The following is a 23,286-nucleotide window of genomic DNA, read 5'->3' as shown; positions in this document are numbered from 1 at the left end:
AGTTGGGGAGAGGCGAACGGGCCGGAAACGCCGAGGGCCCGCACCGTGCGGTGCGGGCCCCGACTGTGTCCGGACTCCTACAGGAAGGAGTTGATCTCGATCGTCTCGGTGCGGCCGGGGCCGACGCCGATGGCGGAGATCGGCGCGCCGGACATCTCCTCCAGCGCCTTCACGTAGCCCTGCGCGTTCTTCGGCAGGTCGGCGAAGGTCTTGGCCTTGGTGATGTCCTCGGACCAGCCCGGCAGCATCTCGTAGATCGGCTTCGCGTGGTGGAAGTCGGTCTGCGAGTACGGCAGCTCCTCGACGCGCTTGCCGTCGATCTCGTACGCGACGCAGACCGGGATCTGCTCCCAGCCGGTGAGCACGTCGAGCTTGGTGAGGAAGAAGTCCGTCAGGCCGTTGACACGGGTCGCGTAGCGGGCGATGACCGCGTCGAACCAGCCACAGCGGCGGTCACGGCCGGTGGTGACGCCCCGCTCGCCGCCGATGCGGCGCAGCGCCTCGCCGTCCTCGTCGAACAGCTCCGTCGGGAACGGGCCGGCGCCGACGCGGGTCGTGTACGCCTTGAGGATGCCGATGACCCGGCTGATCTTCGTCGGGCCCACGCCCGCGCCGGTGCAGGCGCCGCCGGCGGTCGGGTTCGAGGAGGTGACGAAGGGGTACGTGCCGTGATCGACGTCGAGCAAGGTGCCCTGGCCGCCCTCGAAGAGCACGACCTTGCCCTCGTCGATTGCGTCGTTGAGGATCAGGGTGGTGTCGGCGACGTACGGCCGGATCTGGTCCGCGTACTGGAGCATCTCCTCGACGATCCGGCCGGACTCGATCGCGCGGCGGTTGAAGACCTTGGCGAGCAGCTGGTTCTTCTGCTCCAGGGCCGCCTCGACCTTCTGCTCGAGGATCGACTCGTCGTACAGGTCCTGGACCCGGATGCCGACGCGGTTGATCTTGTCGGCGTAGGTCGGGCCGATGCCGCGGCCGGTGGTGCCGATCTTGCGCTTACCGAGGAACCGTTCCGTCACCTTGTCGAGGGTGACGTTGTACGGGGTGATGAGGTGAGCGTTGCCGCTGATCAGGAGCTTGGACGTGTCGACGCCACGCTCGTTCAGCCCGCTCAGCTCGGAGAGCAGGACCGCCGGGTCGACGACGACGCCGTTGCCGATGACCGGGGTGCACCCCGGTGAGAGGATTCCGGAAGGGAGGAGATGCAGTGCGTACTTCTGGTCTCCGACCACCACGGTGTGGCCGGCGTTGTTACCACCCTGGTAACGCACGACATAGTCAACGGACCCACCGAGGAGATCGGTGGCCTTTCCCTTGCCCTCGTCACCCCACTGAGCACCGAGCAGCACAAGTGCGGGCACAGGCGTACACCCCTTCCGGGCGGGGCATGTCCAAGGTCAGGGGCGTACGCCGCCTCACCGGTGTGCCCCGGAATAGACGAAGCCCCTGGCGCAATAGCGCAAGGGGCTCTTGCACAAAGATGCTACCCGAGGAAGGACCGAGGTGTCGGATCACGACCAGCTGCTGGTCATCATCGACCCGGTCGCCCGCCGAAGCGACGGCGAGTCCGTACGGATCGCGAAAGATGTGCTGTGCGCAGCGGCGGAAACGAAAATCTGCCTGCCGGACGGCCCGGAGGAATTCGCCCGGGCCCTGGCCCGGCGGGGTGCGCGCCGCCCCGTGGTGGTCGGCGACGACCGCGCGCTGCTGCGCGCGGTGACCCTGCTGCACCGGGAGCGTGCGCTGGCGCGCGGAGCGCTGTCGGCCGTACCGATCGGCGCCCCGGGATCACTCGAACTGGCCAGGGCGCTCGGCGTGCCGCAGGGCGCGGTGGCGGCGGCGCGGGCCGTCGTGGACGGCGTGGCGCGCCGGTTCGACCTGCTGGTCGACGACGGGGACGGGGTGGTGCTCGGCGGCGTGCGGATCGGGACCCCGGCGCCCGCGCCTTCGCCCGCGCCGGCGACGGTCTGGAGCACCTGCCGCACGCTGGTGCGGACGCTGGTCCGCGTCCCGGCGCAGGGCGGGCTGCGCACGCACCGGCTGCGGGTGGAGGCGGACGGGGTGCTGCTGCGGGACCTGGACGAGCCGGTGGAGTCGGTGACGCTCCGCTCCCTCGGCGGCGTCGCGGAGGTCGTCGTCCGCCCCCCGCACGCCCCGCCGGTCCGCACCGAGGCCCGCACGCTGACGGTCTCCGGCCCCGACTTCCGCTACCACGCCGACTCCCGCACCTCCCCGCCGCTCACCCGCCGCACCTGGACGGTCCGCGAGAACGCCTGGAGCCTCACGCTGCCGGCCCCGCCCGCGCCGCCGGCCCTGCCGGAGGAGGTCGCGGCCCTCTGAGGCCCGTCAGGCGGAGGAGGAGGCTCCGCGGTCCTGAGCGTCGAGGTGGGCGCGCCAGCGGTCCATGACGGAGAGGAGTTCCTTCTGGAGGAACTCGAAGAACTCGGCGGTCTGGGCCGTCCGGGCACCCGCCGCGGTGTCCGGGCCGAGGATCTCGGAGCCGTCCCGCAGGACCTTCTCCCAGCGAGTGAGGGCCTGGTCGCGGCGGGTGAAGGTCTCGTACCAGAGCTCGTTGTGGAGCACGTACCGGTCGCGGCGGGTGCCCGGGTCGCGCTCGCGGCCGACCATGTCGACCTGGCCCAGGTAGCGGACCGCGCCTGAGACGGCGGCGGGGCTGATCTGCAGCTGCTCCGCCAGCTCGGCGGAGGTCAGCGAACCCGAATCGGAGGCGAGCAGGGCCGCGAAGACGCGGGCCGCCATGCGCTGCATGCCGGCGTCCGTGAGTTCGGCGGCGAAGCGCTCGACGAAGCGGGCCCGGTCGTCTGCGTTGCTGCTGGTCATGCGGTCATCGTCTCCCTCGTTCACGCCCACTCCTCGACTTTATACGCTTTCTTAACTTCACAAGTTTGTGAAAGTAGCGTACGTTCTGAAGCATGACGAAGGCAATCACCGTCGCCGGACTGCACAAGTCCTTCGGGCGGACGCACGCGCTGGACGGCCTCGACCTCACCGTCGAGACCGGCGAGGTCCACGGCTTCCTCGGACCCAACGGCTCCGGGAAGTCCACCACCATCCGAGTCCTGCTCGGCCTGCTGCGCGCCGACTCCGGAGCCGTACAGCTCCTCGGCCGGGACCCCTGGCAGGACGCCGTCGAACTGCACCGCCGCATCGCGTACGTCCCCGGCGACGTGACGCTGTGGCGCAACCTCTCCGGCGGCGAGGTCATCGACCTCTTCGGCCGGCTGCGCGGAGGGCTCGACACGGCCCGTCGGGCCGAACTGATCGAGCGGTTCGAACTCGACCCGACGAAGAAGGGGCGCACGTACTCCAAGGGCAACCGGCAGAAGGTCGCCCTCGTCGCCGCCTTCGCCTCCGACGTCGACCTGCTGATCCTCGACGAGCCCACCAGCGGCCTCGACCCGCTCATGGAGGAGGTCTTCCAGAGCTGCGTCGCCGAGGCCCGCGACCGCGGCACGACGGTCCTGCTGTCGAGCCACATCCTCAGCGAGGTCGAGACCCTCTGCGACCGGGTCAGCATCATCCGCAAGGGCCGCACCGTGGAGAGCGGTTCGCTCGCGGAGCTGCGCCACCTCACCCGTACCAGCGTCAGCGCGGAGCTCGCCGGCGCGCCCAACGGGCTCGCCCACCTGCCCGGCGTGCACGACCTGGACGTCCAGGGGCGGCGGGTACGGCTCCAGGTCGACACCGACAAGCTCGACGCGGTGCTGCGGTCCCTCACCGAATCCGGGGTGCGCTCGCTGACCAGCACCCCGCCCACCCTGGAGGAGCTGTTCCTCCGCCACTACGCGGACGACGAGGCGATGGCGCGATGAGCACGCTCACGGTTCCCCTGACCGGCACCGGCGCACTGGCCCGGCTCGCGCTGCGGCGCGACCGGCTGATGCTGCCGCTGTGGGTGCTGGTCGTCGGCGGGATGGTCGCCAGCGGGGTCGGCTCGCTGGAGACGCTGTACGGCACCGCGGCCGAACGGGCGCAGATCGCCGCCTCGATGAACGCCAACAGCTCCTTCCGGTCGCTGTACGGGCCGGTGTTCTCCGACGCCCTCGGCGGGCTCGTCGCCTGGCGGTTCGGGGTCTTCGCGTCCGCGCTCGCCGCCGTGATGAGCCTGATCATCGTCGTCCGGCACACCCGGGAGGAAGAGGAGACGGGCCGTCAGGAACTGCTCTCCGCCGGAGCGGTGGGGCGGCGCGCCCCGCTGACGGCGGCGCTGCTCGCCGCGCTCGTCGCCAACACGGCCGTCGCCGCGATCGTCACGGCCGGGCTCGCCGGGCAGGGCCTCGGCGGGGCGCTCGCCCTCGGGCTCGCGGTGGGCGGCACCGGCATGCTGTTCGCCGCCACCGCGGCGATCGTCGCCCAGCTCACGGAGAGCGCGCGGCTCGCGAAGGGCCTGACGGGCGCGGTGCTCGGCCTCGCGGTCGTGCTGCGGGCGGCGGGCGACGCGGGGACGTCGGACGGGTCGTCCGTGCTGACCTGGCTCTCCCCCGTCGGCTGGGCCGAGAACGTCCGCCCGTACGCCGGCGAACGCTGGTGGGTGCTGCTGCTGATCGCGGCGGCGGTGCTCGTCCAGACCGTTGCGGCGTACGTGCTGACGGGCCGACGTGACGTCGGCATGAGCTTCCTGCCGGCCCGCCCCGGCCCGGCGCAGGGCCGGCTCGCGACGGCCGGTGCCCTGGCGTGGCGGCTGCAGCGCGGCGGACTGCTCGGCTGGTCGCTCGGGTTCCTCGTCACCGGGCTCGTCTTCGGCGGAATGGCCGAGGGCGCCGCGGACATCGTCGGCGACAACGAGCAGGCGCGGCAGATCTTCGAGCGGATGGGCGGGCAGAGCGCCCTCACCGACGCCTTCCTCGCCACGATGGTCGGCCTGTTCGGGATGATGGCCGGACTGTTCGTGGTCGGCTCGGTGCTGCGGCTGCACAGCGAGGAGACCTCGCAGCGCGCCGAACCCCTCCTCGCGGGCGCGCTCGGCCGGCTGCGCTGGGCCTGCGGTCACCTGGTCGTCGCCTTCGGCGGCGCGGCGCTGATCATGACGCTGGCGGCGGTCGGACTGTACGCCTCGTACGGCAAGGACTTCGGCCCGATCCTCGGCGCGGCGCTGGCCCAGCTCCCCGCGATCTGGGTCCTCGGCGGCCTCGCGGTCCTGCTGTGGGGCGCGTCCCCGAAGACCGCACCGGCGGCCTGGGGCGCGGCAGGCCTGGTCCTGCTCCTCGGCTGGATCGGCCCGGCCCTGAACCTGCCCCAGGCGGCCCTGAACCTCTCCCCCTTCGGCCACCTCCCGAAGCTCCCGGGCCCGGACCTGACCTGGTCCCCCCTGCTCGCCCTCACGGCGATCGCCGCGGCCCTCACCACCACCGGCCTCTGGCGCCTCCGCCACCGGGACGTGGCCTGCTGAGGACCCGGGACCCGGGGGCCCTGTCGATCACGCCGATCGACAGGGCCCCCTCGGTCAGGCCCTAGCATCGGCGCCCATGGGGACGTTCATCGAAGGACTCGTCGAGACGCGCACGGCGGCCGGATCCTGGGAGGCGTCCGCGGTCGACCTGTACGACTTCGACCTCGGGAAAGCGGTCTACGAGCGCGAGTGCCTGTTCGGCTACGGCGGACGCCTCGGGGTGGAGCGGCCGCTGTTCGACGCGCGGGGGCGACCGGAGGACGCCTGCGCCGAGGTACCGCACGAGGACGAGCTGAACCACAGCCACTCGTACGCGACCTGGGCCGAGATCGCGGCGGTCGACTGGGACGCGCCGCTCTGCGACCGCCCCGACGGGAACCGGCTGGGCCTGTGGAGCCCCGGTCCCGACGGCGAACTCGTCCTGGACGACGTGATCTGGGCGCCGGTCGCAGTCCTCGACGCGGCGGAGGAGCTGTTCGGCGCGGATCTGTTCCCGTACGAATGGCCGCCGGGCGGCGAGGTCCGGCTGGACGGCGCGGTGTACCGGCCGGTGGTCTACACGGCCGGCATGTTCGTCCCGCCGGACGGCGACTGGGCCCCGCTCTGGACGTCGATGCGCGCGCTGGCGGAGCAGTACGGGAACGAGAACGTCCGTCTGGTGGTGTGGTTCGGCTGAGCCCTGGGCCCACTACACCTCCACCGGCAGCTTCTCCACGCCCCTGATGACGTAGCCCTCCTTCCAGCGGGGTTCCGAGGTCAGGCGCAAGGTCGGGGCCTGGTGGAGGAGTTCGGTGAAGAGGGCCTTGAGTTCGACGCGGGCCAGGGGGGCGCCGAGGCAGTAGTGGATGCCGGCGCCGAAGGTGATGTGGGGGTTGTCGGGGCGGGTGAGGTCCAGGGTGTCGGCGGTGGGGCCGAAGCGTTGCGGGTCGCGGTTCGCGGAGCCGAAGAGGAGGGCCACCTCGGAGCCGCGGGGGATCAGCCGGCCGCCGATCTCGATGTCGTCCAGGACCCAGCGTTCGAACATCTGCAGCGAGGTGTCGTAGCGGAGGATTTCCTCCACAGCTGTGGACAGCAGGCCGTCCGGGTCCGCGCGCAGGGCCGCCAGCTGGTCCGGGTGCCGCAGCAGCGTCCACCAGCCGTTCGCGGTGGTGTTCACCGTCGCCTCGTGGCCCGCGTTCAGGAGGAGGACGCAGGTGGAGATCATTTCTTGTTCCGTCAAACGCTCGCCCTCGTCGTGCGCCGCGATCAGGGCCGAGATCAGGTCCTCGCCGGGGGCCGTGCGGCGGCGGGCGATCAGCTCGCGCAGGTAGTCGGAGAACTCGAGCGACGCCCGTACCGCCCGCCGGGCCGTCTCCTCCGACGGGTTCAGCTCGAACATCCCGCAGATGTCCGCCGACCACGGCCGCAGCCGGGCCCGCTCCTCGTCCTCCTCCGGGATCCCGAGCAGCTCCGCGATCACCGCCACCGGCAGCGGCTCCGCCACGTCCGCGAGCAGGTCGCCGCCGCCGCGCGCCACGAGGCCGCCGACCAGGTCCCCGGCCAACCGGCGCACCGTCGGCGCCAGGTTCTCCACCGTCCGCGGTGTGAACGCCTTCGACACCAGCCGGCGGATCCGCGTGTGGTCCGCGCCCTCCAGGTCGAGGAGCCCGTGGTCGTTCAGCGTGTGGAACGGCTCGTGCGCGGCCGGCGGGGCCGTCCGCCCGAACTCCTCGTGGGTGAACCGGTGCCGGTACGTACGGCCCAGCCGCCGGTCCCGCAGCAGCGCCGACACGTCCGCGTGGTGCGGGATCAGCCACTGCTGCGCCGGTGCGTACCAGTGCGCCCGGCCGCGGGCCCGCAGCTGCGCGTAGGCGGGGTACGGGTCGGCGACGAAGGCCGGGGTGTGCGGGGCGAAGAGTTCCTCGACGGAAGGCTGCGCGGTGTCCATGCCCGGACGCTACCCGCCGACCTGCACCAACCGCGCCTCGTACGCGAACACCGCCGCCTGCGTCCGGTCGCGCAGGCCCAGCTTCACCAGGATCCGGCTCACATGCGTCTTGATCGTCGACTCGGCCACCACCAGATGGTCGGCGATCTCCGCGTTCGACAGGCCCTGCGCGATCAGCACCAGCACCTCCGTCTCGCGCTCCGTCAGCTCCCCGATCTGCGCGAGGGCCGGCGGCCGCGGCGTCTCCGCCGCCCGCGCGAACTCGGTGATCAGGCGCTTCGTCACGGTCGGCGCGAGCAGCGCCTCGCCCGCCGCGACCACCCGCACGCCCTCGGCGAGCTGCCGCGCGGAGGCGTCCTTGAGCAGGAAGCCGGAGGCCCCGGCGCGCAGCGCCTGGTACACGTACTCGTCGAGGTCGAAGGTGGTGAGCACCAGCACCTTCGCCTCCGGGTCGGCGGCGACGATCTCGCGGGTGGCGTCGATGCCGTTCAGCTCGGGCATCCGGATGTCCATGAGGACCACGTCCGGGCGCAGCGCCGCGGCCTGCGTCACGGCCTCGCGGCCGTCGACCGCCTCGCCGACGACCTCGATGTCCGGCATCGCGCCGAGCAGGACCGAGAAGCCCTCGCGGACCATCACCTGGTCGTCGACGATCAGTACGCGGATCACGCCTGCTGCTCCTCACGGCTCACCGGGACGAAGGCCGTCACCTCGTAGCCACCGTCCTCGGTCGCCTCGGCCGTCATCTCCCCGCCCAGCATCGTCACACGCTCCCGCATGCCGGTGATGCCGTGGCCCGCGCCCGGCGAGGGCTTCACGAGGCCGCGGGCGGGGCCGTTCGCGATCCGCAGGCCCAGGCCGCCGAGGACGTAGCTGACCTCGACCTTCGCGCCCGCGCCCGGTGCGTGCCGGAGCACGTTCGACAGGGCCTCCTGGACGATGCGGTACGCGGACAGCTCGACGCCCTGCGGGAGTTCGCGGACCGCGCCGGTCACCGTCGTCTCCACGTCGAGCCCGGCCTCGCGGACGTTGCGGATCAGGCCGTCGAGGTCGGCGAGCGTCGGCTGCGGGGCGTCGGGGGCCTCGTAGTCCTCCGCGCGGACGACGCCGAGGACGCGGCGCAGCTCGGTCAGCGCCGCGACGGCGTTCTCCCGGATCGTGACGAAGGCCTGCTCCAGCTCGGGCGGCGGGTTCTCCACGCGGTACGGGGCGGCCTCCGCCTGGATGGCGACCACGGACATGTGGTGGGCGACGACGTCGTGCAGCTCGCGGGCGATGGTGGTGCGCTCCTCCAGCAGCGTCCGCTTCGAGCGCTCGGCGGCGGTCACGGTCTGCTGGGCGCTGACCTCGGCGGCGGCCTGGCGGCGCACGTGGAGGACGGTGACGACGAGCAGGGACAGCGCGGCGAAGAACAGCAGCGGCGCCGAGTCGCTGGTGTGCCCGAGGCCGAGGAACGTCTCGGCGAGCAGGGCGTACACGGCGGTCAGGACCCACATCCACGCACCGGCGCGGGGGCGGGTGCGGGCCGCGACGACGGTCAGCACGACGAGGTGCGCGGCGAAGGCGTTGGGCGGCCAGGGCCAGCCGTCCGGCGATCCGACGACCGCGAGGAACGGGGTCATTCCCAGCAGGGTCCAGAAGGCGAGCACCGGCCGCACGAGCGTGAGCAGCACGATCCCGGCCGGCAGGCACGCGAAGACGAACGCCACGGCCCCGCCGCTGCCGAGCACGGCGAGCCCGGCGATGAACACCATGAAGGCGCACCAGGCCACGGCGGCGTGCGGGAGGTACCCGGTGTACGCGCGTATGCGCTCCGGGAGGTGTCGGGTCAGGCCCCGGTTCACGTCCATCCGCCGCAGCGGCCGGTACGCGAAGGCGTCCTGGAACAGATCCTGCCGCAGCCCCCTGAGCGCGCCCATGACCAGGCGGGCTTCGGGGCTGCGGCTCTCGGCGTGCGGCATGCGCGTCGTCTCGGTCACGCCAGCCAAGGTACGGGCCGGGCGGCCGTCGGGTCGTCCGGCGGAATGGGGATCCTGCGGGGTCCGTCGCAGGTACTACGCGCCGTACGGGCGGTCGGGGGCCTGCGGTCGGCGGTCGGGGTCCTGCGGCGCCGGCGGCCCGTCTCGTACGTGTGGAAGGCCGTCCAGCACAGCGCGAGGGCGAGGGCGAAGGCCGGGAGCCACGCCAGTCGGTGGAGGATCCAGGACGGGTCGTCCGGAGGGGTGTGCAGGCCGGGCAGCGGGCGGCCGGCCAGCAGGCCGCCGGCCGTGACCGCCATCATCGCCGTCTGGTGCCAGAGGAAGACCGTCATCGCGGACAGGTTGAGCAGGGCGATCGCGGCCCAGGCGTACGGGCGGCGCATCGCCCGCCGCAGCGGGCCGAGCAGCATCAGCGCGAGTCCGCACTGGGCCAGGCCGAAGCAGACGGCCGCGAGCGTCGGCGGGTTGAGGTTGGAGACGGCGGCGCCGGGGACGCCGACCATCGAGGCCGGGTAGCCGCTCACGACGACCAGCACGGCGGTCGCGGCCGCGCCGGACAGCAGCAGGGCCGGGCCCGCGCGCCGGCCGAGGCCGCCGCGCGCCCACAGCGCGCCGAGCGTGTACGGGACGAGCCAGCCCGCGGCCACGTTGATCCAGCCGAGCTCCTGCGGGCCGCCGAAGCCGAAGCGGACCAGGTCGACGTGCGCGACGAGGGCGAAGGGCCACAGCGGGTGGAGCCGGGCCACCAGCGGCGTCGCCGCGGTCAGCGCGGTGAAGACCAGCAGGAACCAGAGCGGGGAGAGCACGAGTTTCCCCAGGGTGTGGACGGTCTGCGGCTCCGCGCCGGAGACCAGCAGCGCGACCGCGGCCACCGCCCACAGGGCGAGCACCGCGAGGACCGGCCGGAACAGCCGCGCCGTCCGCGCCGCCAGCCACGTCCGGTAGTCCGTGCCGCGGGCCTGCGCGGTGAGATGGCTCTTCACCGCCACATGGCCGCCGACCAGGAAGAACACCGCCAGGGTCTGGAAGACCCAGGAGACCGGGGTGAGTTCGGGCAGCTGCCGCAGCGGGCTCGCGGTCCGCAGCGTGCCCGTGTCCGCGACGAGCGCGGTGACCAGCCAGTGGCCGAGGACGACGCCGAGGATCGCCAGGGCGCGCAGCGCGTCGACCGCGCGGTCCCGGTCGGGCGGGGTGGCCGCGTCGATGCGGCGGGCTCGTTCGCGCAGGTTCACGACGCCTCCACGATGGCTGCGACGGCGCCCAGGGCCGGGCCGTCGGGCTCCAGGTAGTCGCCGTGCCCGCCGTCGCCGGCCGCGAACGGGCGGGCTCCGAAGGCCGGTTCGGCCGGATCGGGGCCGAGGCCAAGAGTGGTGCCGAAGAGTTCGACGCGGGCGTGCGGCAGCCGCTCGACCCAGTCGCCGGAGGCCCGCCCGGCCCACACCCGGGCCCGGGTCCCGAGCGCGGCGGCCGTGTCCGCGCCGGTGCCGGGGCTGCCGTACAGGACGAGGTCGGTGACGCCGAGGCCGGGCGCGGCGCGGCCGCAGACGACGGAGCCGTACGAGTGGCAGAGCGCCGAGACCCGCGCGGACGGGTTGAACGACCGCAGCAGGGCCACGAAGTCCCGCAGTCGGGGCGCGGCGTCGTCGGCCCGGCCGGGGGTGAGCACCTCGGGTCCGACGGTGTCGGGGGTGTCGTACCCGAGCCAGGCCACCACGGCGGTATCCGGCCCGAGGCGCTCACTCAGCGCGGCCGCGCCGCGCCGGAACCGGCCGCCGTACGTGTCGAGGCGGACGTCGGAGCCGGGGACCAGCACCGCGATCCGCCGGGCCCGCTCCAGATCGCCGAACACCTCGACGATCCGGCCCCGGCCGCGCCCGTCGAAGGCCAGCAGCTGACGGCCGGCCAGCGCGCGCAGGCTCGCGGCGCGCCGCCGGTCGCCGTGTCCTGCGGCGAGCCGGGCGGCCTCGGCGACGGCGAGACGGTTCGCGGCGTACCGCTCCGCGGGCCGGTCGGCCGGCCCGAACGCGACGGCGTCGGGCGCGGGCACCGCGGCCCGCGTCACCGCCCCGGAGAGCGGGACGGCGACGGCGGCGACCAGGAGCGAGGCGAGCAGCGTGCGTCGGAGCCGGTTCGTGTTCATGCCCCCGACGCTAGGAACGCGGCCTTGTCGCGGGCGTCACACCAGGGGGGACACTTGCGCCTGCCCCCGGGGTATGACGGGTACGACGGGATGTCACCTCACGGTGTAGTCAGGGAAGTTGACCACCCGTCTCCGGAGCGAGCGAGCGCCCGCTCACCACGCCAGCTGCGCCAGCTCCTCCGCCACGACCGCGCACGCGTCCGCCGCCGGGTCGATCAACGGAAAGTGGCCCACGTCCTCCAGGAGAGTGACTCCCACCGTCTCGCCCGCCTTGGCGGCCGCGTCCGCGTACGCCTCCGCGACGTCCGCCGGGACCACGATGTCGGCGCGGCCCTGGACGAGCGTCGTGGCGATGCCCGTGGGAAGCAGCGCGGCGGGGTCCGCGTACGGGTAGCGGGCCTCCGACTCGGCCTCGCCGCCGAGGAGTTGGGTCACCGCGCCGCCGCAGACATCGAGCTCGACGGAGCGGGCGAAGTGGGCGATGGGGGCCAGCGCGACGACGCCGCGCAGGGTCGGCGGGGCCGGCAGGCGCCAGGGGGCGTCCTGGGGCAGGCAGTGCCGCGACGCCGCCCAGAGCGCCAGGTGGCCGCCCGCGGAGTGGCCGGTCAGCACGATCCGCCGCGGGTCCGCCTGCGGCAGCACCGCCGCAGCGAGCTCCGGCAGCGCGTCCATCGCCGCGGCCACGTCGTCGAAGGTCTCCGGCCAGCGGCCGGCGACCGGGGCGGTGCCGCCCTGCCGGGGGATGTCGCTGCCGCGCCGGTACTCGACGTTGGCGACGGCGAAGCCGCGGCGCGCCAGATAGTCCACGAAAGGAGTCAGATGCTGCCGGTCGTACGGCGCGCGCCACGCCCCGCCGTGCAGCGCGACGACCAGCGGCGCCTGCCGCGTCCCGTCGCGCGGGGCGTAGAAGTCGACGACCTGGTCCGGGTGTTCGCCGTACGGGGCGGACGCGTCAGGGGCGACGGCCGGGTGCGAGAAGGCCGAGGCTTCTTCGGCGGCGTCTCGCGCGGCGGGGTCCGGCATGGCAGTTCCAACCTCTCGGGGACGGGGCCGATCCGGCCTGACCTGCGGGGACGGTACCAAAAGCCCGACCCCGCAGATCAGCCGATCAGCCGATCGTCCGACCGGCCGTCAGGCCCCCTGACGGCCGCCCATGACGTCCGCCACGACCTCCGCCAGCACCCGCGCCGCCCGCTCCGCGTCCGCGAAGCCGACGTACAGCGGGGTGAAGCCGAAGCGCAGCACGTCCGGCCGGCGCAGATCGCCCACCACACCGCGGGCGATCAGCTCCGCCATCACCGCCGGCGCGGCCTCGCAGCGCAGCGCGACCTGGCTGCCCCGCTCCGCGTGCGCCTCCGGCGTCAGCGACGTGACGGCGCCCTCGGGCACGTACGCACGCACGCACCGGAGGAAGAAGTCCGTCAGCGCGAGCGACTTCGCGCGCACGTCCTCGATCGCGACCCCGTCCCACACGTCGAGCGCCGACTCCAGGGCCAGCATCGACAGGATGTCGGGGGTCCCGACCCGGCCGCGCACCGCGCCGTCCGCCGCCTCGAAGCCCGGCGTCATGCCGAACGGGTCGGCGTGCGAGTTCCAGCCCGGCAGCGGCGAGTCGAAGGCCGCCTGATGACGCTCGGCGACGTACAGGTACGCGGGCGAACCGGGGCCGCCGTTCAGGTACTTGTACGTGCAGCCGACGGCGAGGTCGACGCCGTGCGCGTCCAGGCCGACCGGCAGCGCGCCCGCGCTGTGGCACAGGTCCCAGACCGCCAGCGCGCCCGCCGACCGCAGGGCCGCGGTGATGCCGGGCAGGTCGTGCAGCCGGCCGGTGCGGTAGTCGACGTGGTTGACCAGCGCCGCGGCCGTACGGGGGCCCGCCGCGGCGGCGACCTCCGCCGGCTCCACCGGGACGAGCCTGCGGCCCGTCATCCGCGCCGCGGACTCGGCGATGTACCCGTCCGTGGGAAACGTCGTCGCGTCGACGAGGATCTCGTCCCGGCCGTCCCCGGCGAGCCGCGCCGCCGCGACGACCGCCTTGAAGACGTTCACGCTGGTCGAGTCGCCGACCACGATCTGCCCGGGGGCCGCCCCGACCAGCGGGGCGATCCGGTCGCCGATCCGCTCCGGCGCGGTCCACCAGCCCGACTCGTCCCAGGAGCGGATGCGCATCCGCCCCCACTCGCGGGAGATCACGTCGGCCATCCGGTCCGGGACGTGCGCGGGCAGCGCGCCCAGCGAGTTGCCGTCCAGGTAGACACCCGCGGCGTCAGCCGCATGATCGGACCCCGTGTCGAGGGCGAACAGCTCGCGCCGCTTGGCGAGCGGATCGTGGGAGTCCAGCCGCAGCGCGGTCTCGTGGAGCGTCGGCTCAGACATGGCTGCGCGCCGTCCACAGCTCGGGGAACACGTTCTTCTGCGCCCGCTTCTCCAGCCAGGCCACGCCCGCGGAGCCGCCGGTGCCGGTCTTGGAGCCCATGGCCCGCCGGGTGGCGACCAGGTGGTCGTTGCGCCAGCGCCAGACCAGCTCGGCGACGTCGCTCAGCGCCTCGCCGAGCCGCACCAGCTCCGCGTTCTGGTCGGGGTCGGCGTAGATGCCGGCCCAGACGTGCTCGACCTCTGGCGAGGGCTCGTAGCGCAGCGCCAGGTCACGGCCGAGGACCGACTCCGGCACCGGCAGCCCGCGGCGGGCGAGGAGCCGCAGCACCTCGTCGTACAGGCTCGGCTCCTGGAGCGCCTTCTCCAGCTCGGCGTGGACCCGCGGCGCGCCGCGGTGCGGCACCAGCATGGACGCGGACTTCTCGCCGAGCAGGAACTCCATGCGCCGGTACATCGCCGACTGGAAGCCCGAGCCCTCGCCGAGGGCGGCCCGGTAGGAGTTGAACTGCGCCGGGGTGAGCTGGGCCAGCGGCCGCCAGGAGTGGTTCAGGGCCTCCAGCTCGCGCACGGAGCGCTTGAGCGCGTCCATCGCCACGGGTATCCGGTCCTCGCGCAGGGCGCGGCTCGCGGTCTCCCACTCGTGGACGATCACGGTGAACCACAGCTCCATGACCTGGGTGGTGACCAGGAAGACCATCTCGCCCGGATCGTCGGAGCGAAGGTGCTGGAGGTGGGTGAGGACGTCCGCCTGGACGTAGTCCTCGTACGGCGTGGTGCCCGCGAAGTCGAGGTTCGGGTCATCGACCGAACCGGCTCCGGAGGCATCGGGGAAAGTAGACATTTCTGTCTCCTCGATACGTACTTCCGGGTAGCGGTCCGCTCCTTCCGTGTGACGACGGAGCCCCGGTCCCCTCGGGGCGCGCACGACGGTGTGCACGTCCCACGCGCATCATGGCACGACTGGACCGGAGATGTAGCTCCCGTCTTCGTCATACGGATATGCGTTCGAACGGCAGCCGTTCAGGCCCTTGATCTGCTGCATCATCACCGGCGCGAGCCTGCCCGCTCCCGGGCAGCCCATGTGCTGCCGGATGCCGATCTCGTGCCCGACCTCGTGGTTGATGATCAGATGCCGGTACTCGGCGGGCGACCCGGAGAACGTCGGGGAGCCCAGCATCCAGCGCTTGAGGTTCACCACCACGCCCTGCGTGGTCTCGCAGTTCAGCTCGCCGTGGGTGTTCAGGCCCTGCGCCAGACAGAGCCGGTCCGCGGTGTCCGGGGTGGCGATCCGGATGACGAAGTCGGCGTTCTCCGAGACCAGCTGGAAACGGCCGCGGCCGTGCGCGGCCCAGCCGCGCGGATGCGCCAGGATCGCCTGGATCTCGGCGGCCGCCTCGCGCGCGGAGATGTCCACGCCGTCCTCGACCTGGACCCGGTAGCGGCGCAGCGTGCCGCCCGCGCCGACCTCGTCGCCGGCGGAGTCGGCGGTGGTGAAGGTGCCCCTGCCGGACTTCGGGACGGTGGTCTTCTTCGGCTTCGGCTTGGGCTTCGGCTTGGGCGTGGCCTTCGGGGTGGGCGTCGGGCTCGGGCTCGGCGTCGGGCTGAGCACCTGCGTGGGCGTGGGCGCCGTCTCGGGCGCGGCCTCCGCCTCCTGGGTGTCCTTCCAGTACCCCAGCGCCGCGCCGCCCGCGAGCGTCATGCCCGTCAGCACCAGCGCGAGCAGCAGCAGCCGGCCCGCCGGACGGCGTCTGCTGCGGGCCCGGCGACGCCCCTGCGCACGTCTGCGCCCCCGGCTCCCGGCACCACGCTTCCCCACGACCGTTTCCCCCCTGCGCCGGCCCGGTGGACCGGATGGTCAATTCGATGGTTCGTGCGATCGTACCGGCCGCCACTGTCGCCCCCCGGCGTGCCGCCACGGCGGGCCGGGGGTCCGGAGTCGTGCCCCGGGCCCCCGACCTGCGGCGTTGTCCGCGGTCCGGTGTCAGTTCAGGGTGTCGGCTGCGGTGGGCGAGGAGTCACGCAGGAACGTCGAGCAGCGCTCGTACTCCTGCTCCTCGCCGATCGACTGCGCGGCCCGCGCCAGCGCGTGCAGCGCGCGCAGGAAGCCGCGGTTCGGCTCGTGCTCCCACGGCACCGGGCCGTGGCCCTTCCAGCCGGCGCGGCGCAGCGCGTCCAGGCCGCGGTGGTAGCCGGTGCGGGCGTACGCGTACGACTCGACGACGCGGCCGCCCTCGTACGCCTCGTCGGCGAGCCGGGCCCACGCCAGCGAGGAGGTCGGGTACTTCGCCGCGACGTCGGCCGGGTCGGCGCCCTCGGCGAGCAGCTCGCGCGGCTCGGGGTCGTCGGGCAGATGGGTGGGGGCGGGTCCCCCCAGCAGGTTCTCGTGCATGGCCATGGGGCCAGTCTGCCTCAGGCCGCCGCCGGCCCCGGCCGCTCGGGCCGCCCGCTCCCGTCCTTGTCCTCGTTCCGCGCGCCCGGGTCCAGCGGGGGCGAGGTGACGCCGCAGTGGACCTTGCACTCCGGGTGGCAGCCGGCCGGCGCCGGCTTGCGGATGGTCACCCAGGCCAGCACCGCGCCCGCCACCAGCAGCCCGGCGCACATCGGCATGGCGCGCTTGAAGGTGTCCCCGAACTCCTCCGCCGACCGGTACGCCTCCGGGCCCATCCCGGCCAGCAGCGGCAGCGCGGCCACCGCCAGCAGGCCCGCGGCCCGCGCGGCCGCGTTGTTGATGCCGCTGGCCAGGCCCGCCCGGGACACGTCCACGGAGGACAGCACGGTCGCGGTGAGCGGGGCGACCAGCATCGTCATGCCGAGGCCGAGCACCAGCATCGCGGGCAGCACGTCGCTCCAGTACGAGGCGTTCTCGCCCACCCGCAGCATCAGCAGCATCCCCGCCGCGCACACCAGAGGGCCGACGGTCAGCGGGATCCGCGGCCCGATCTTCTCGCCCAGCTCCCCCGCCCGGGCCGACAGCAGCAGCATCAGCACCGTCGTCGGCAGCATCGCCATGCCGGCCTCGAGCGCGGAGTAGCCGGAGACCACCTGGAGCTGGAGCGCGGACAGGAAGAAGAAGCCGCTGAACGCCGCGTACACGCACAGCGTCACCAGATTGACCGCGGTGAACAGCCGCGAGCGGAAGATCGACATCGGCAGCATGGGGTTCGCGATCCGCCGCTCGTACAGCACGAAGCCCACGCCCACGACCACCCCGGCGGCGCCCGCGAGCCAGGTCTCGCCGATGAGCGCGTACGTGACCAGCGCCAGCGACGCCGCGCCGAGCGTCGCGCCGAGGACGTCGAAGCGCCCCGGGGCCGCGTCGGGGTCCCGGGTCTCCGGGACGTGCCGCAGCGCGATCGGCACGCACAGCGCGGCCAGCGGCACGTTCAGCAGGAAGACCCAGCGCCAGCCGGGCCCGTCGACGAGCCAGCCGCCGACGAACGGCCCCACCGCCGCGCCGACCCCGCCGAAGCCCGACCACAGGCCCACCGCCCTCGCCCGGTCGTCGGGATGGAAGCTGGCCTGCAGGATCGCCAGCGAGCCGGGGGTGAGCAGCGCGCCGCCGACCCCCTGCAGGGCGCGCGCGGCGATCAGGATCTCCGCGTTCGGCGCGAGCCCGCACAGCAGCGAGGCGAGCGCGAACCAGACCGTCCCGATGACGAAGACCTTCCGCCGCCCGTAGCGGTCGCCCAGCGCCCCGCCGAGCAGGATCAGCCCGGCGAGCGTGAGCATGTACGCGTTCACGGTCCACTGGAGCGCCGCCATGTCCGTGCCGAGGTCCTCGCCGATATGGGGCAGGGCGACGTTGACGACGGTCGAGTCCAGCAGCACCATCCCGGACCCGAGCACCGTCACACCGACGACCCAGCGTCCGGCCGGGGACCGCAGCCGCATCTCCGTATCGGCCATACCGGCATCCTCCCGTACGCGGACGGGCCCGGCACCCGTACGCGGACGGGCCCGGCACCCGTACGCGGACGGGCCCGGCACGCCGCAGTGGCGTGCCGGGCCCGTCCGGACGGAGCGCGGGTTACTTCGCGTGCGTGCCCGCGGAGCGCAGCGCCTCGCAGGCCTCGACGACGCGCTTGGCCATGCCGGCCTCGGCCAGCTTGCCCCAGGTGCGCGGGTCGTAGGTGGACTTCTTGCCGACCTCGCCGTCGACCTTCAGGACGCCGTCGTAGTTCTTGAACATGTGGTCCGCGACCGGACGCGTGAACGCGTACTGGGTGTCGGTGTCGAGGTTCATCTTCACGACGCCGTTCTCCAGCGCGGTGGCGATCTCCTCGCGCGTGGAGCCCGAGCCGCCGTGGAAGACGAAGTCGAACGGGCTGGCCTTGCCGAACTTCTCGGCGACGCCGGCCTGCAGGTCCTTCAGCAGCTCGGGACGGAGCACGACGTTGCCCGGCTTGTAGACGCCGTGCACGTTGCCGAAGGAGGCGGCGAGCAGGTAGCGGCCCTTCTCGCCCAGGCCCAGGGCCTCGGCGGTGCGGACGGCGTCCTCGACGGTGGTGTACAGCTCGTCGTTGATCTCGTGGGTGACGCCGTCCTCCTCGCCGCCGGTCGGGGTGATCTCGACCTCGAGGATGATCTTCGCGGCGGCGGCCTTGGCGAGCAGCTCCTGGCCGATGGCCAGGTTGTCCGCGAGGGTCTCGGCCGAGCCGTCCCACATGTGGGACTGGAACAGCGGGTTCTCGCCACGGGCCACGCGCTCGGCGGAGACCTCGATCAGCGGGCGGACGTAGCCGTCCAGCTTGTCCTTCGGGCAGTGGTCGGTGTGCAGCGCGATGTTGATGTCGTACTTCGCAGCGACGATGTGCGCGAACTCGGCCAGGGCGACGGCGCCGGTGACCATGTCCTTGTTGTGCTGGCCGCCCAGGAACTCGGCGCCACCGGTCGAGATCTGGATGATGCCGTCACTGCCGGCCTCCGCGAAACCGCGCAGGGCAGCGTGCAGCGTCTGGGACGAGGTGACATTGATGGCCGGGTAGGCGAACTTGCCTGCCTTCGCCCGGTCGAGCATCTCGTTGTAGACCTCGGGGGTTGCGATGGGCATTCGTCCGCTCCTTGTGATGTGCGGGTGAGTGTGGTGCTAGCCCTGACCTGGGGTCGACGTCATCGTCGGTGCGCCCATCTTTCCAGACTCCTGACCTCCCCTTACAGGTCAGGGCGGAGCGTTTCACGTGAAACACTCCGCCCTGCCCGAAAACCGCTGGTCACGCCTTGATCAGGTGGAACATCCGCTGCTGCGGCGTGGTCAGCCGAGACCCAGCTCGTCCAGCGCGTACGCGTAGAGGTACGGCACGCCGGCGGTGCCGCTGATCTTCTCGCCGGCCCCGGTGGCGCGGTCCACGATCGTCGCCACGGCGACGACCTCGGCGCCGGCCGCGCGGGCGGCCTCGACGGCGGTGAGCGGCGAGCCGCCGGTGGTGGAGGTGTCCTCGACGATCAGGACGCGGCGGCCCTTGATGTCCGGTCCCTCGACCTGGCGCTGCATGCCGTGCGCCTTGGCGGCCTTGCGGACGACGAAGGCGTCCAGGCGGCGGCCGCGGCCGGCGGCGGCGTGCAGCATCGAGGTGGCGACCGGGTCGGCGCCGAGGGTGAGCCCGCCGACCGCGTCGAAGTCCAGCTCGGCGGTCAGGTCGAGCATGACCTGACCGACCAGGGGCGCGGCAGAGCCGTCCAGCGTGATCCGGCGCAGGTCGACGTAGTAGTCGGCCTCCAGACCCGAGGAGAGGGTCACCTTGCCGTGCACCACGGCCTTGTCCTTGATCTGCTGGAGCAGCTCAGCGCGTACGTCAGTCATGCGCACGAGCTTAAAGGCCCCGCGCTAGAGCCGCCGCCACGCGATCGTCGCCTCGATCTCCAGCGGATCGATCGGGGTCACGAGCCGCGGCAGGGTGTTGAGCCCGTTCGGGGGACCGGACTGCGGCTCGACGCAGACCGCCGCGTCCTGCTCGTCGTAGATGACCACCCACTCGGCGCGGCTGGTGACCCTGACCTCGAGCCGCTCCGGCCAGGTCAGCGTCACGTCGACCCCGTCCGGCATCCCGAAGCAGTCGTCCCACGGGCCGGGCAGGGCGTGGTCGATACGGCGCCCGGTCGGCAGGTGGTCGTCGCCCCGCTCCTCCTGCCAGGCGGGCGAGAAGTCCAGCCGCACCGGCGCGGACGGGCCCTCGGGCCCGTCGAGGACCCGGTTGAACCAGGGGTGCCAGCCGGCCTGCGCCGGGAACGAGTCGGCGGCCGTCTCCACGCCCATCCGCATGGTGAGCGAGTCCTCGGCGAGCTCGAAGACCTGCGTCACGGTCCCGGCGTACGGCCAGGGCTCGCCCAGCTCGAACGTGAAGCTCGCGCTGCGCTCACCGGCCGTCGCGGGGCGCCAGGCGCCCTCCCGCACGGTGCCGTGGATGGCGTGCGGCGGGGAGTTCAGCGGCAACTGGTGCTTCTCGCCGCCGTTGCGGAACTCGCCGAGGGCGGTCCGGCCGCACCAGGGGGCCATGGGGAAACTGCCGAAATGCTCGCCCTGGCGCAGGAGCTCTGCGCCGCCGATCCGGAGGCCGGAGATACGGCAGCCGTTCTCGGGGTCGATGGTCAACTCGGCGTCGCCCGCCGTCAGTCGTGTCTGCTTGCTCACGGACCCGACCTTAGGCGCTGTCAGCGCCGGCGACGCAGTGCACGCCCGACCACCACGGCGGACGCGATGGCCAGCGCGGCCGCCGGGGCCACCCACCGCAGCGCCGCCCCGGCCCGCGCGGACTCCGGCGCCGGCACCGGCGCGTACCGGCCGCGCGGCGGCGCGTGGTCCACCTCCTCCGCGCTGCGCCCGATCATCGTCCGCCGCGCATGCGCCGCCTCGGCCGGCGGCTCGGCGTCGAACTCGCCCTCGATCAGGGGCTCCAGGGAGGAGGGCGGGACGGGCACGTCGAACACGGAGGCGGAGGCGTCGTCCTGGGGGGCGGGGGCGGGCTCGTCGTCGGGGGCGGACTCGCGGTCGGAGGCGGAGGCGTCGTCGGAAGCGGGCCCGTGATCGCGGGCGTCGTCGGGGGCGGGCCCGTCGCTCGGCTCGACGCCGTCCGTCGCCCCGGCAGGGGCATCGGCCTCGTCCGCGACCCCATCCGCGGAGGCCGGCTCGGCCCGACCGTCCGACGCTTCCCGCGCCTCCGGCAGCGCACCGGCCGCGGACTCGCCGTCGTCCGCCCCGGCGGCGGGCGTCGTCCGCTCCCGGGTCGCCTCCTCCGCCAGAGCCTCCGTGAAGCGGGTCAGGAGGCGGTGGGCCGCGGTGGCGGCGGTGGCCGGGGGGACCTCGGCGAGGCGGCCGTCGGCGGTGGCCCCGCCGGCGAAGCCGAGCGTGGCGCCGCCCTCGGCGGGTGCGAGGCGCAGGGTCAGGGCCAGCTTCGCCGCGCCCGTGCCGCGGGCCTCCGTGCCCTCGCCCTCCACCGTCCACGTGTCGTCCGCCCCCGTGAGGCGGAGGGCGCCGCGGTACGTGATGGTGTGACCGCCCACGCGGACCCGCAGCCGGCCGGCGAGCGGCCCGGCGGCCGCGTCGGCGTCCTGCTGGAGGCCGGGCACGCAGCGCGCCACCCGTGCGGGGTCCGCCAGCGTCTGGCGGAGCAGTTCGGGCGTGACCGGAACGAACACCTCATGCTCCATGGAAACCGAGCCTACTCAGCCCGCCCGCCGCCGTCTGCGCTTTGCGCCCCGCCGCGCTCACCCCGCGTACCGCGGGTGCACCAGTGTGGACGGGGGCAGGTCGCCCGGGCCGCGGGTCCGCTCGACGCGGCGCGCGCCGGTCACCAGGGCCCCCGGCGTCAGCGAGCGCAGGCGCGGGGCGTCGGCCGGCAGGGCCGTGCGCGGGGCCGCGCCGCGCGCGGCCAGCACGTACCCCCAGTCGTGGCGCGCGGCGCCCGCGTCGTACGGGCTCGTCGTGAAGCCCGCCGCGCGGAGCGTCGCGTCGACGGTCCAGTACGCGTCCGGGTGCTCCGCCGCCGAGCCTGCGTGCACCGCCAGCCGTCCGCCCGGCGCGAGGACCCGCGCGGCGAGCCCGTAGAACTCCTCCGAGTACAGCTTGGCGCTCTCGGCGACCCCGGGGTCGGGCAGGTCGGAGACGACCACGTCGTACGCCCCGGGCTCGCGCACCGCCTCCTGCCGCAGCCAGCGGAACGGGTCCGCGGCCTCCACCCGCACCCGCGGGTCCCGCAGCGCGCCGCCGTTGAGGGCGGTGAGCTCGGGGTGGCGGCGGGCGAGCCGGACGACGCCCGGGTCCCGCTCGACGACGGTGACGCACACGACCCCCGGGTACCGCAGCGCCTCGCGCGCCGCGAGCCCGTCCCCGCCGCCGAGGACGAGGACCCGGCCCCGGGAGCCGTTCATCGCGGGGTGCACGAGGGCCTCGTGGTACAGGTGCTCCCCGCCGCCGCCGGCCCGCAGCCGGCCGTCGAGGAACAGCGCGGCCGGGCCCTCGCGGCCGCCGGTCACCACGACGTCCTGGAAGTCGGTGCGCACGGCGACGCGCACCCCGTCGCCGTACACGGCCCGCCGGGCGGCCCGCTCGAAGTCGTCGACGAGCACCGTCGCGGTGGCGAGCAGCGCCAGCACGACCACGTTCACCGCGAGCAGCAGCGTCCGCGTGCGCCGCGTCAGGTCGTGCCGGAACAGCCACAGCACCAGCGCCCCGCCCGCCACCGCGTTGACCGCGCCGGTGACCAGCGCGCCGGTGAGCTGGCCGAGCCAGGGCAGCAGCAGGAACGGGAAGGCGAGGCCGCCGACCAGCGCGCCCACGTAGTCGGCGGCGAAGAGGTCGGCGACCGTACCGGCGGGGTCGTCGGCCGCGCCGGCCGCCCGCCGCCGCGCCCCGCGCACCCGCCCGCGGGGGCCCGAGCCACTGCGGGCGGGGACCCGGGCCGGGACCCGGGCGGGACCGGTGCCCGGACGGCCGTCGCCCGCGGCCGCGGCCCGCTGGATCAGCGCCATCAGCAGCGGGATCTCGGCGCCGATCAGCACCCCGATCGCCAGCGAGAACGCCACCAGCACGTACCGCGCCTCGCCGAACCAGGCGAAGGCCGCGTACAGCACGAGCGCCGAGCAGCCGCCGATGAGCGCGAGGCCCGCCTCGACCAGGCCGAAGCCGACCGCGGCGCGGCACCGCAGCCGCTTGGCGAGCAGCGAGCCGACGCCCATGGCGAAGACCATGACGGACAGCACGACGGACGCGTGGGTGACCGAGTCGCCGATCAAGTACGAGGCGAGGGCGACCAGTTCGAGCTCGTAGACCAGTCCGCAGGCGGCGCAGACGAAGACGACCGCGAGCACCCGGTACCGCACCGCGGCGGGCCGCACCGGCGGTGCCGGCGGAACCGGCGGTGCCGGCGGAACAGGCGGTGCACCCGGCCGCTGTCGCTCCGCGGGCTCGGACAGCAGGTCCGCGGGCGGGGGCGACAGAGACAGGGGCGGGTCGATCATG

22 protein-coding genes are annotated in these 23,286 nt (G+C 73.9%); 4 read left to right on the top strand and 18 right to left on the bottom strand.

Features of this window, described 5'->3' with window-relative positions:
* Positions 1–77: 77 nt before the first annotated feature.
* A complete protein-coding gene (locus ACGFMM_RS10675; protein ID WP_393645174.1) occupies positions 78–1,361 on the bottom strand; it encodes an adenylosuccinate synthase in 1,284 nt (427 codons plus the stop codon).
* Positions 1,362–1,503: 142 nt separating this feature from the next.
* Here ACGFMM_RS10675 and ACGFMM_RS10670 point away from each other — a divergent pair, with 142 nt between their 5' ends.
* Positions 1,504–2,340, top strand: coding sequence for a diacylglycerol kinase (locus tag ACGFMM_RS10670; RefSeq protein ID WP_393645172.1), 837 nt, complete (start codon positions 1,504–1,506; stop codon positions 2,338–2,340).
* 6 nt (positions 2,341–2,346) lie between these two features.
* Here the strand turns inward: ACGFMM_RS10670 and ACGFMM_RS10665 are convergent, their stop codons facing one another.
* Positions 2,347–2,841, bottom strand: coding sequence for a GbsR/MarR family transcriptional regulator (locus ACGFMM_RS10665; protein ID WP_393645170.1), 495 nt, complete (start codon positions 2,839–2,841; stop codon positions 2,347–2,349).
* A gap of 92 nt (positions 2,842–2,933) precedes the next feature.
* On the opposite strand from ACGFMM_RS10665, the gene ACGFMM_RS10660 reads away from it, so the two are divergent.
* From ACGFMM_RS10660 to ACGFMM_RS10650, 3 genes are all read left to right on the top strand, one after another.
* On the top strand, positions 2,934–3,833 hold the full coding sequence (locus ACGFMM_RS10660; RefSeq protein ID WP_393645169.1) for an ATP-binding cassette domain-containing protein: 900 nt from the start codon (positions 2,934–2,936) through the stop codon (positions 3,831–3,833).
* Positions 3,830–5,410 (top strand): ABC transporter permease, encoded by a 1,581-nt coding sequence (locus tag ACGFMM_RS10655; protein ID WP_393645167.1) that lies wholly within the window; start codon positions 3,830–3,832, stop codon positions 5,408–5,410. The genes ACGFMM_RS10660 and ACGFMM_RS10655 overlap by 4 nt, the downstream gene beginning before the upstream one ends.
* Positions 5,411–5,486: 76 nt before the next feature.
* Complete coding sequence (locus ACGFMM_RS10650; protein ID WP_393645165.1) at positions 5,487–6,086, top strand: hypothetical protein; 600 nt, start codon at positions 5,487–5,489, stop codon at positions 6,084–6,086.
* A 12-nt stretch (positions 6,087–6,098) separates the two neighbouring features.
* On the opposite strand, the gene ACGFMM_RS10645 is transcribed toward ACGFMM_RS10650, so the two are convergent.
* The 16 genes from ACGFMM_RS10645 to ACGFMM_RS10570 form a co-directional block, all read right to left on the bottom strand.
* Complete coding sequence (locus tag ACGFMM_RS10645; RefSeq protein ID WP_393645163.1) at positions 6,099–7,337, bottom strand: cytochrome P450; 1,239 nt, start codon at positions 7,335–7,337, stop codon at positions 6,099–6,101.
* 9 nt (positions 7,338–7,346) lie between these two features.
* A complete protein-coding gene (locus ACGFMM_RS10640; RefSeq protein WP_393645161.1) occupies positions 7,347–8,006 on the bottom strand; it encodes a response regulator in 660 nt (219 codons plus the stop codon).
* On the bottom strand, positions 8,003–9,325 hold the full coding sequence (locus tag ACGFMM_RS10635; protein WP_393645159.1) for a sensor histidine kinase: 1,323 nt from the start codon (positions 9,323–9,325) through the stop codon (positions 8,003–8,005). Before ACGFMM_RS10635 ends, ACGFMM_RS10640 begins: the two co-directional genes overlap by 4 nt.
* Entirely contained in the window at positions 9,313–10,542 is a 1,230-nt protein-coding gene (locus tag ACGFMM_RS10630) for an acyltransferase (protein WP_393645514.1), read from the bottom strand. The genes ACGFMM_RS10635 and ACGFMM_RS10630 overlap by 13 nt, the downstream gene beginning before the upstream one ends.
* A 2-nt stretch (positions 10,543–10,544) precedes the next feature.
* Positions 10,545–11,456, bottom strand: coding sequence for an alpha/beta hydrolase (locus ACGFMM_RS10625; protein WP_393645157.1), 912 nt, complete (start codon positions 11,454–11,456; stop codon positions 10,545–10,547).
* Positions 11,457–11,609: 153 nt separating this feature from the next.
* The gene (locus tag ACGFMM_RS10620) at positions 11,610–12,479 is read right to left on the bottom strand and encodes an alpha/beta hydrolase (RefSeq protein ID WP_393645155.1); all 870 of its coding nucleotides are present in this window, start codon (positions 12,477–12,479) and stop codon (positions 11,610–11,612) included.
* 108 nt (positions 12,480–12,587) lie between these two features.
* Positions 12,588–13,832, bottom strand: a complete 1,245-nt coding sequence (gene kynU / locus ACGFMM_RS10615) for a kynureninase (RefSeq protein WP_393645154.1) — start codon at positions 13,830–13,832, stop codon at positions 12,588–12,590.
* Entirely contained in the window at positions 13,825–14,673 is an 849-nt protein-coding gene (locus tag ACGFMM_RS10610; protein WP_393645152.1) for a tryptophan 2,3-dioxygenase family protein, read from the bottom strand. Before ACGFMM_RS10610 ends, kynU begins: the two co-directional genes overlap by 8 nt.
* A gap of 108 nt (positions 14,674–14,781) precedes the next feature.
* A complete protein-coding gene (locus ACGFMM_RS10605; protein ID WP_393645151.1) occupies positions 14,782–15,648 on the bottom strand; it encodes a DUF3152 domain-containing protein in 867 nt (288 codons plus the stop codon).
* A 165-nt stretch (positions 15,649–15,813) separates the two neighbouring features.
* Complete coding sequence (locus tag ACGFMM_RS10600; protein ID WP_393645150.1) at positions 15,814–16,227, bottom strand: DUF3151 domain-containing protein; 414 nt, start codon at positions 16,225–16,227, stop codon at positions 15,814–15,816.
* Between the two features lie 14 nt (positions 16,228–16,241).
* Positions 16,242–17,738 carry an MFS transporter gene (locus ACGFMM_RS10595; RefSeq protein ID WP_393645149.1) on the bottom strand — a complete coding sequence of 499 codons (1,497 nt, stop codon included), beginning with the start codon at positions 17,736–17,738 and terminating at the stop codon, positions 16,242–16,244.
* A 121-nt stretch (positions 17,739–17,859) separates the two neighbouring features.
* Positions 17,860–18,882 (bottom strand): class II fructose-bisphosphate aldolase, encoded by a 1,023-nt coding sequence (gene fbaA / locus ACGFMM_RS10590; protein ID WP_393645148.1) that lies wholly within the window; start codon positions 18,880–18,882, stop codon positions 17,860–17,862.
* A gap of 201 nt (positions 18,883–19,083) precedes the next feature.
* Complete coding sequence (gene pyrE, locus ACGFMM_RS10585) at positions 19,084–19,632, bottom strand: orotate phosphoribosyltransferase (protein WP_393645146.1); 549 nt, start codon at positions 19,630–19,632, stop codon at positions 19,084–19,086.
* A 24-nt stretch (positions 19,633–19,656) separates the two neighbouring features.
* On the bottom strand, positions 19,657–20,460 hold the full coding sequence (locus ACGFMM_RS10580) for an aldose 1-epimerase (RefSeq protein WP_393645144.1): 804 nt from the start codon (positions 20,458–20,460) through the stop codon (positions 19,657–19,659).
* A 20-nt stretch (positions 20,461–20,480) separates the two neighbouring features.
* The gene (locus tag ACGFMM_RS10575; RefSeq protein ID WP_393645142.1) at positions 20,481–21,476 is read right to left on the bottom strand and encodes an SRPBCC domain-containing protein; all 996 of its coding nucleotides are present in this window, start codon (positions 21,474–21,476) and stop codon (positions 20,481–20,483) included.
* Between the two features lie 57 nt (positions 21,477–21,533).
* Complete coding sequence (locus tag ACGFMM_RS10570; protein WP_393645140.1) at positions 21,534–23,285, bottom strand: spermidine synthase; 1,752 nt, start codon at positions 23,283–23,285, stop codon at positions 21,534–21,536.
* Position 23,286 lies beyond the last annotated feature (1 nt).

Origin of the sequence: Streptomyces sp. NPDC048604 (assembly GCF_043199435.1) — a bacterium.
GTDB lineage: Bacteria > Actinomycetota > Actinomycetes > Streptomycetales > Streptomycetaceae > Streptomyces.
Note: the sequence above shows the minus strand (reverse complement) of the source record. Positions and strands in the feature narration are given on the sequence as shown.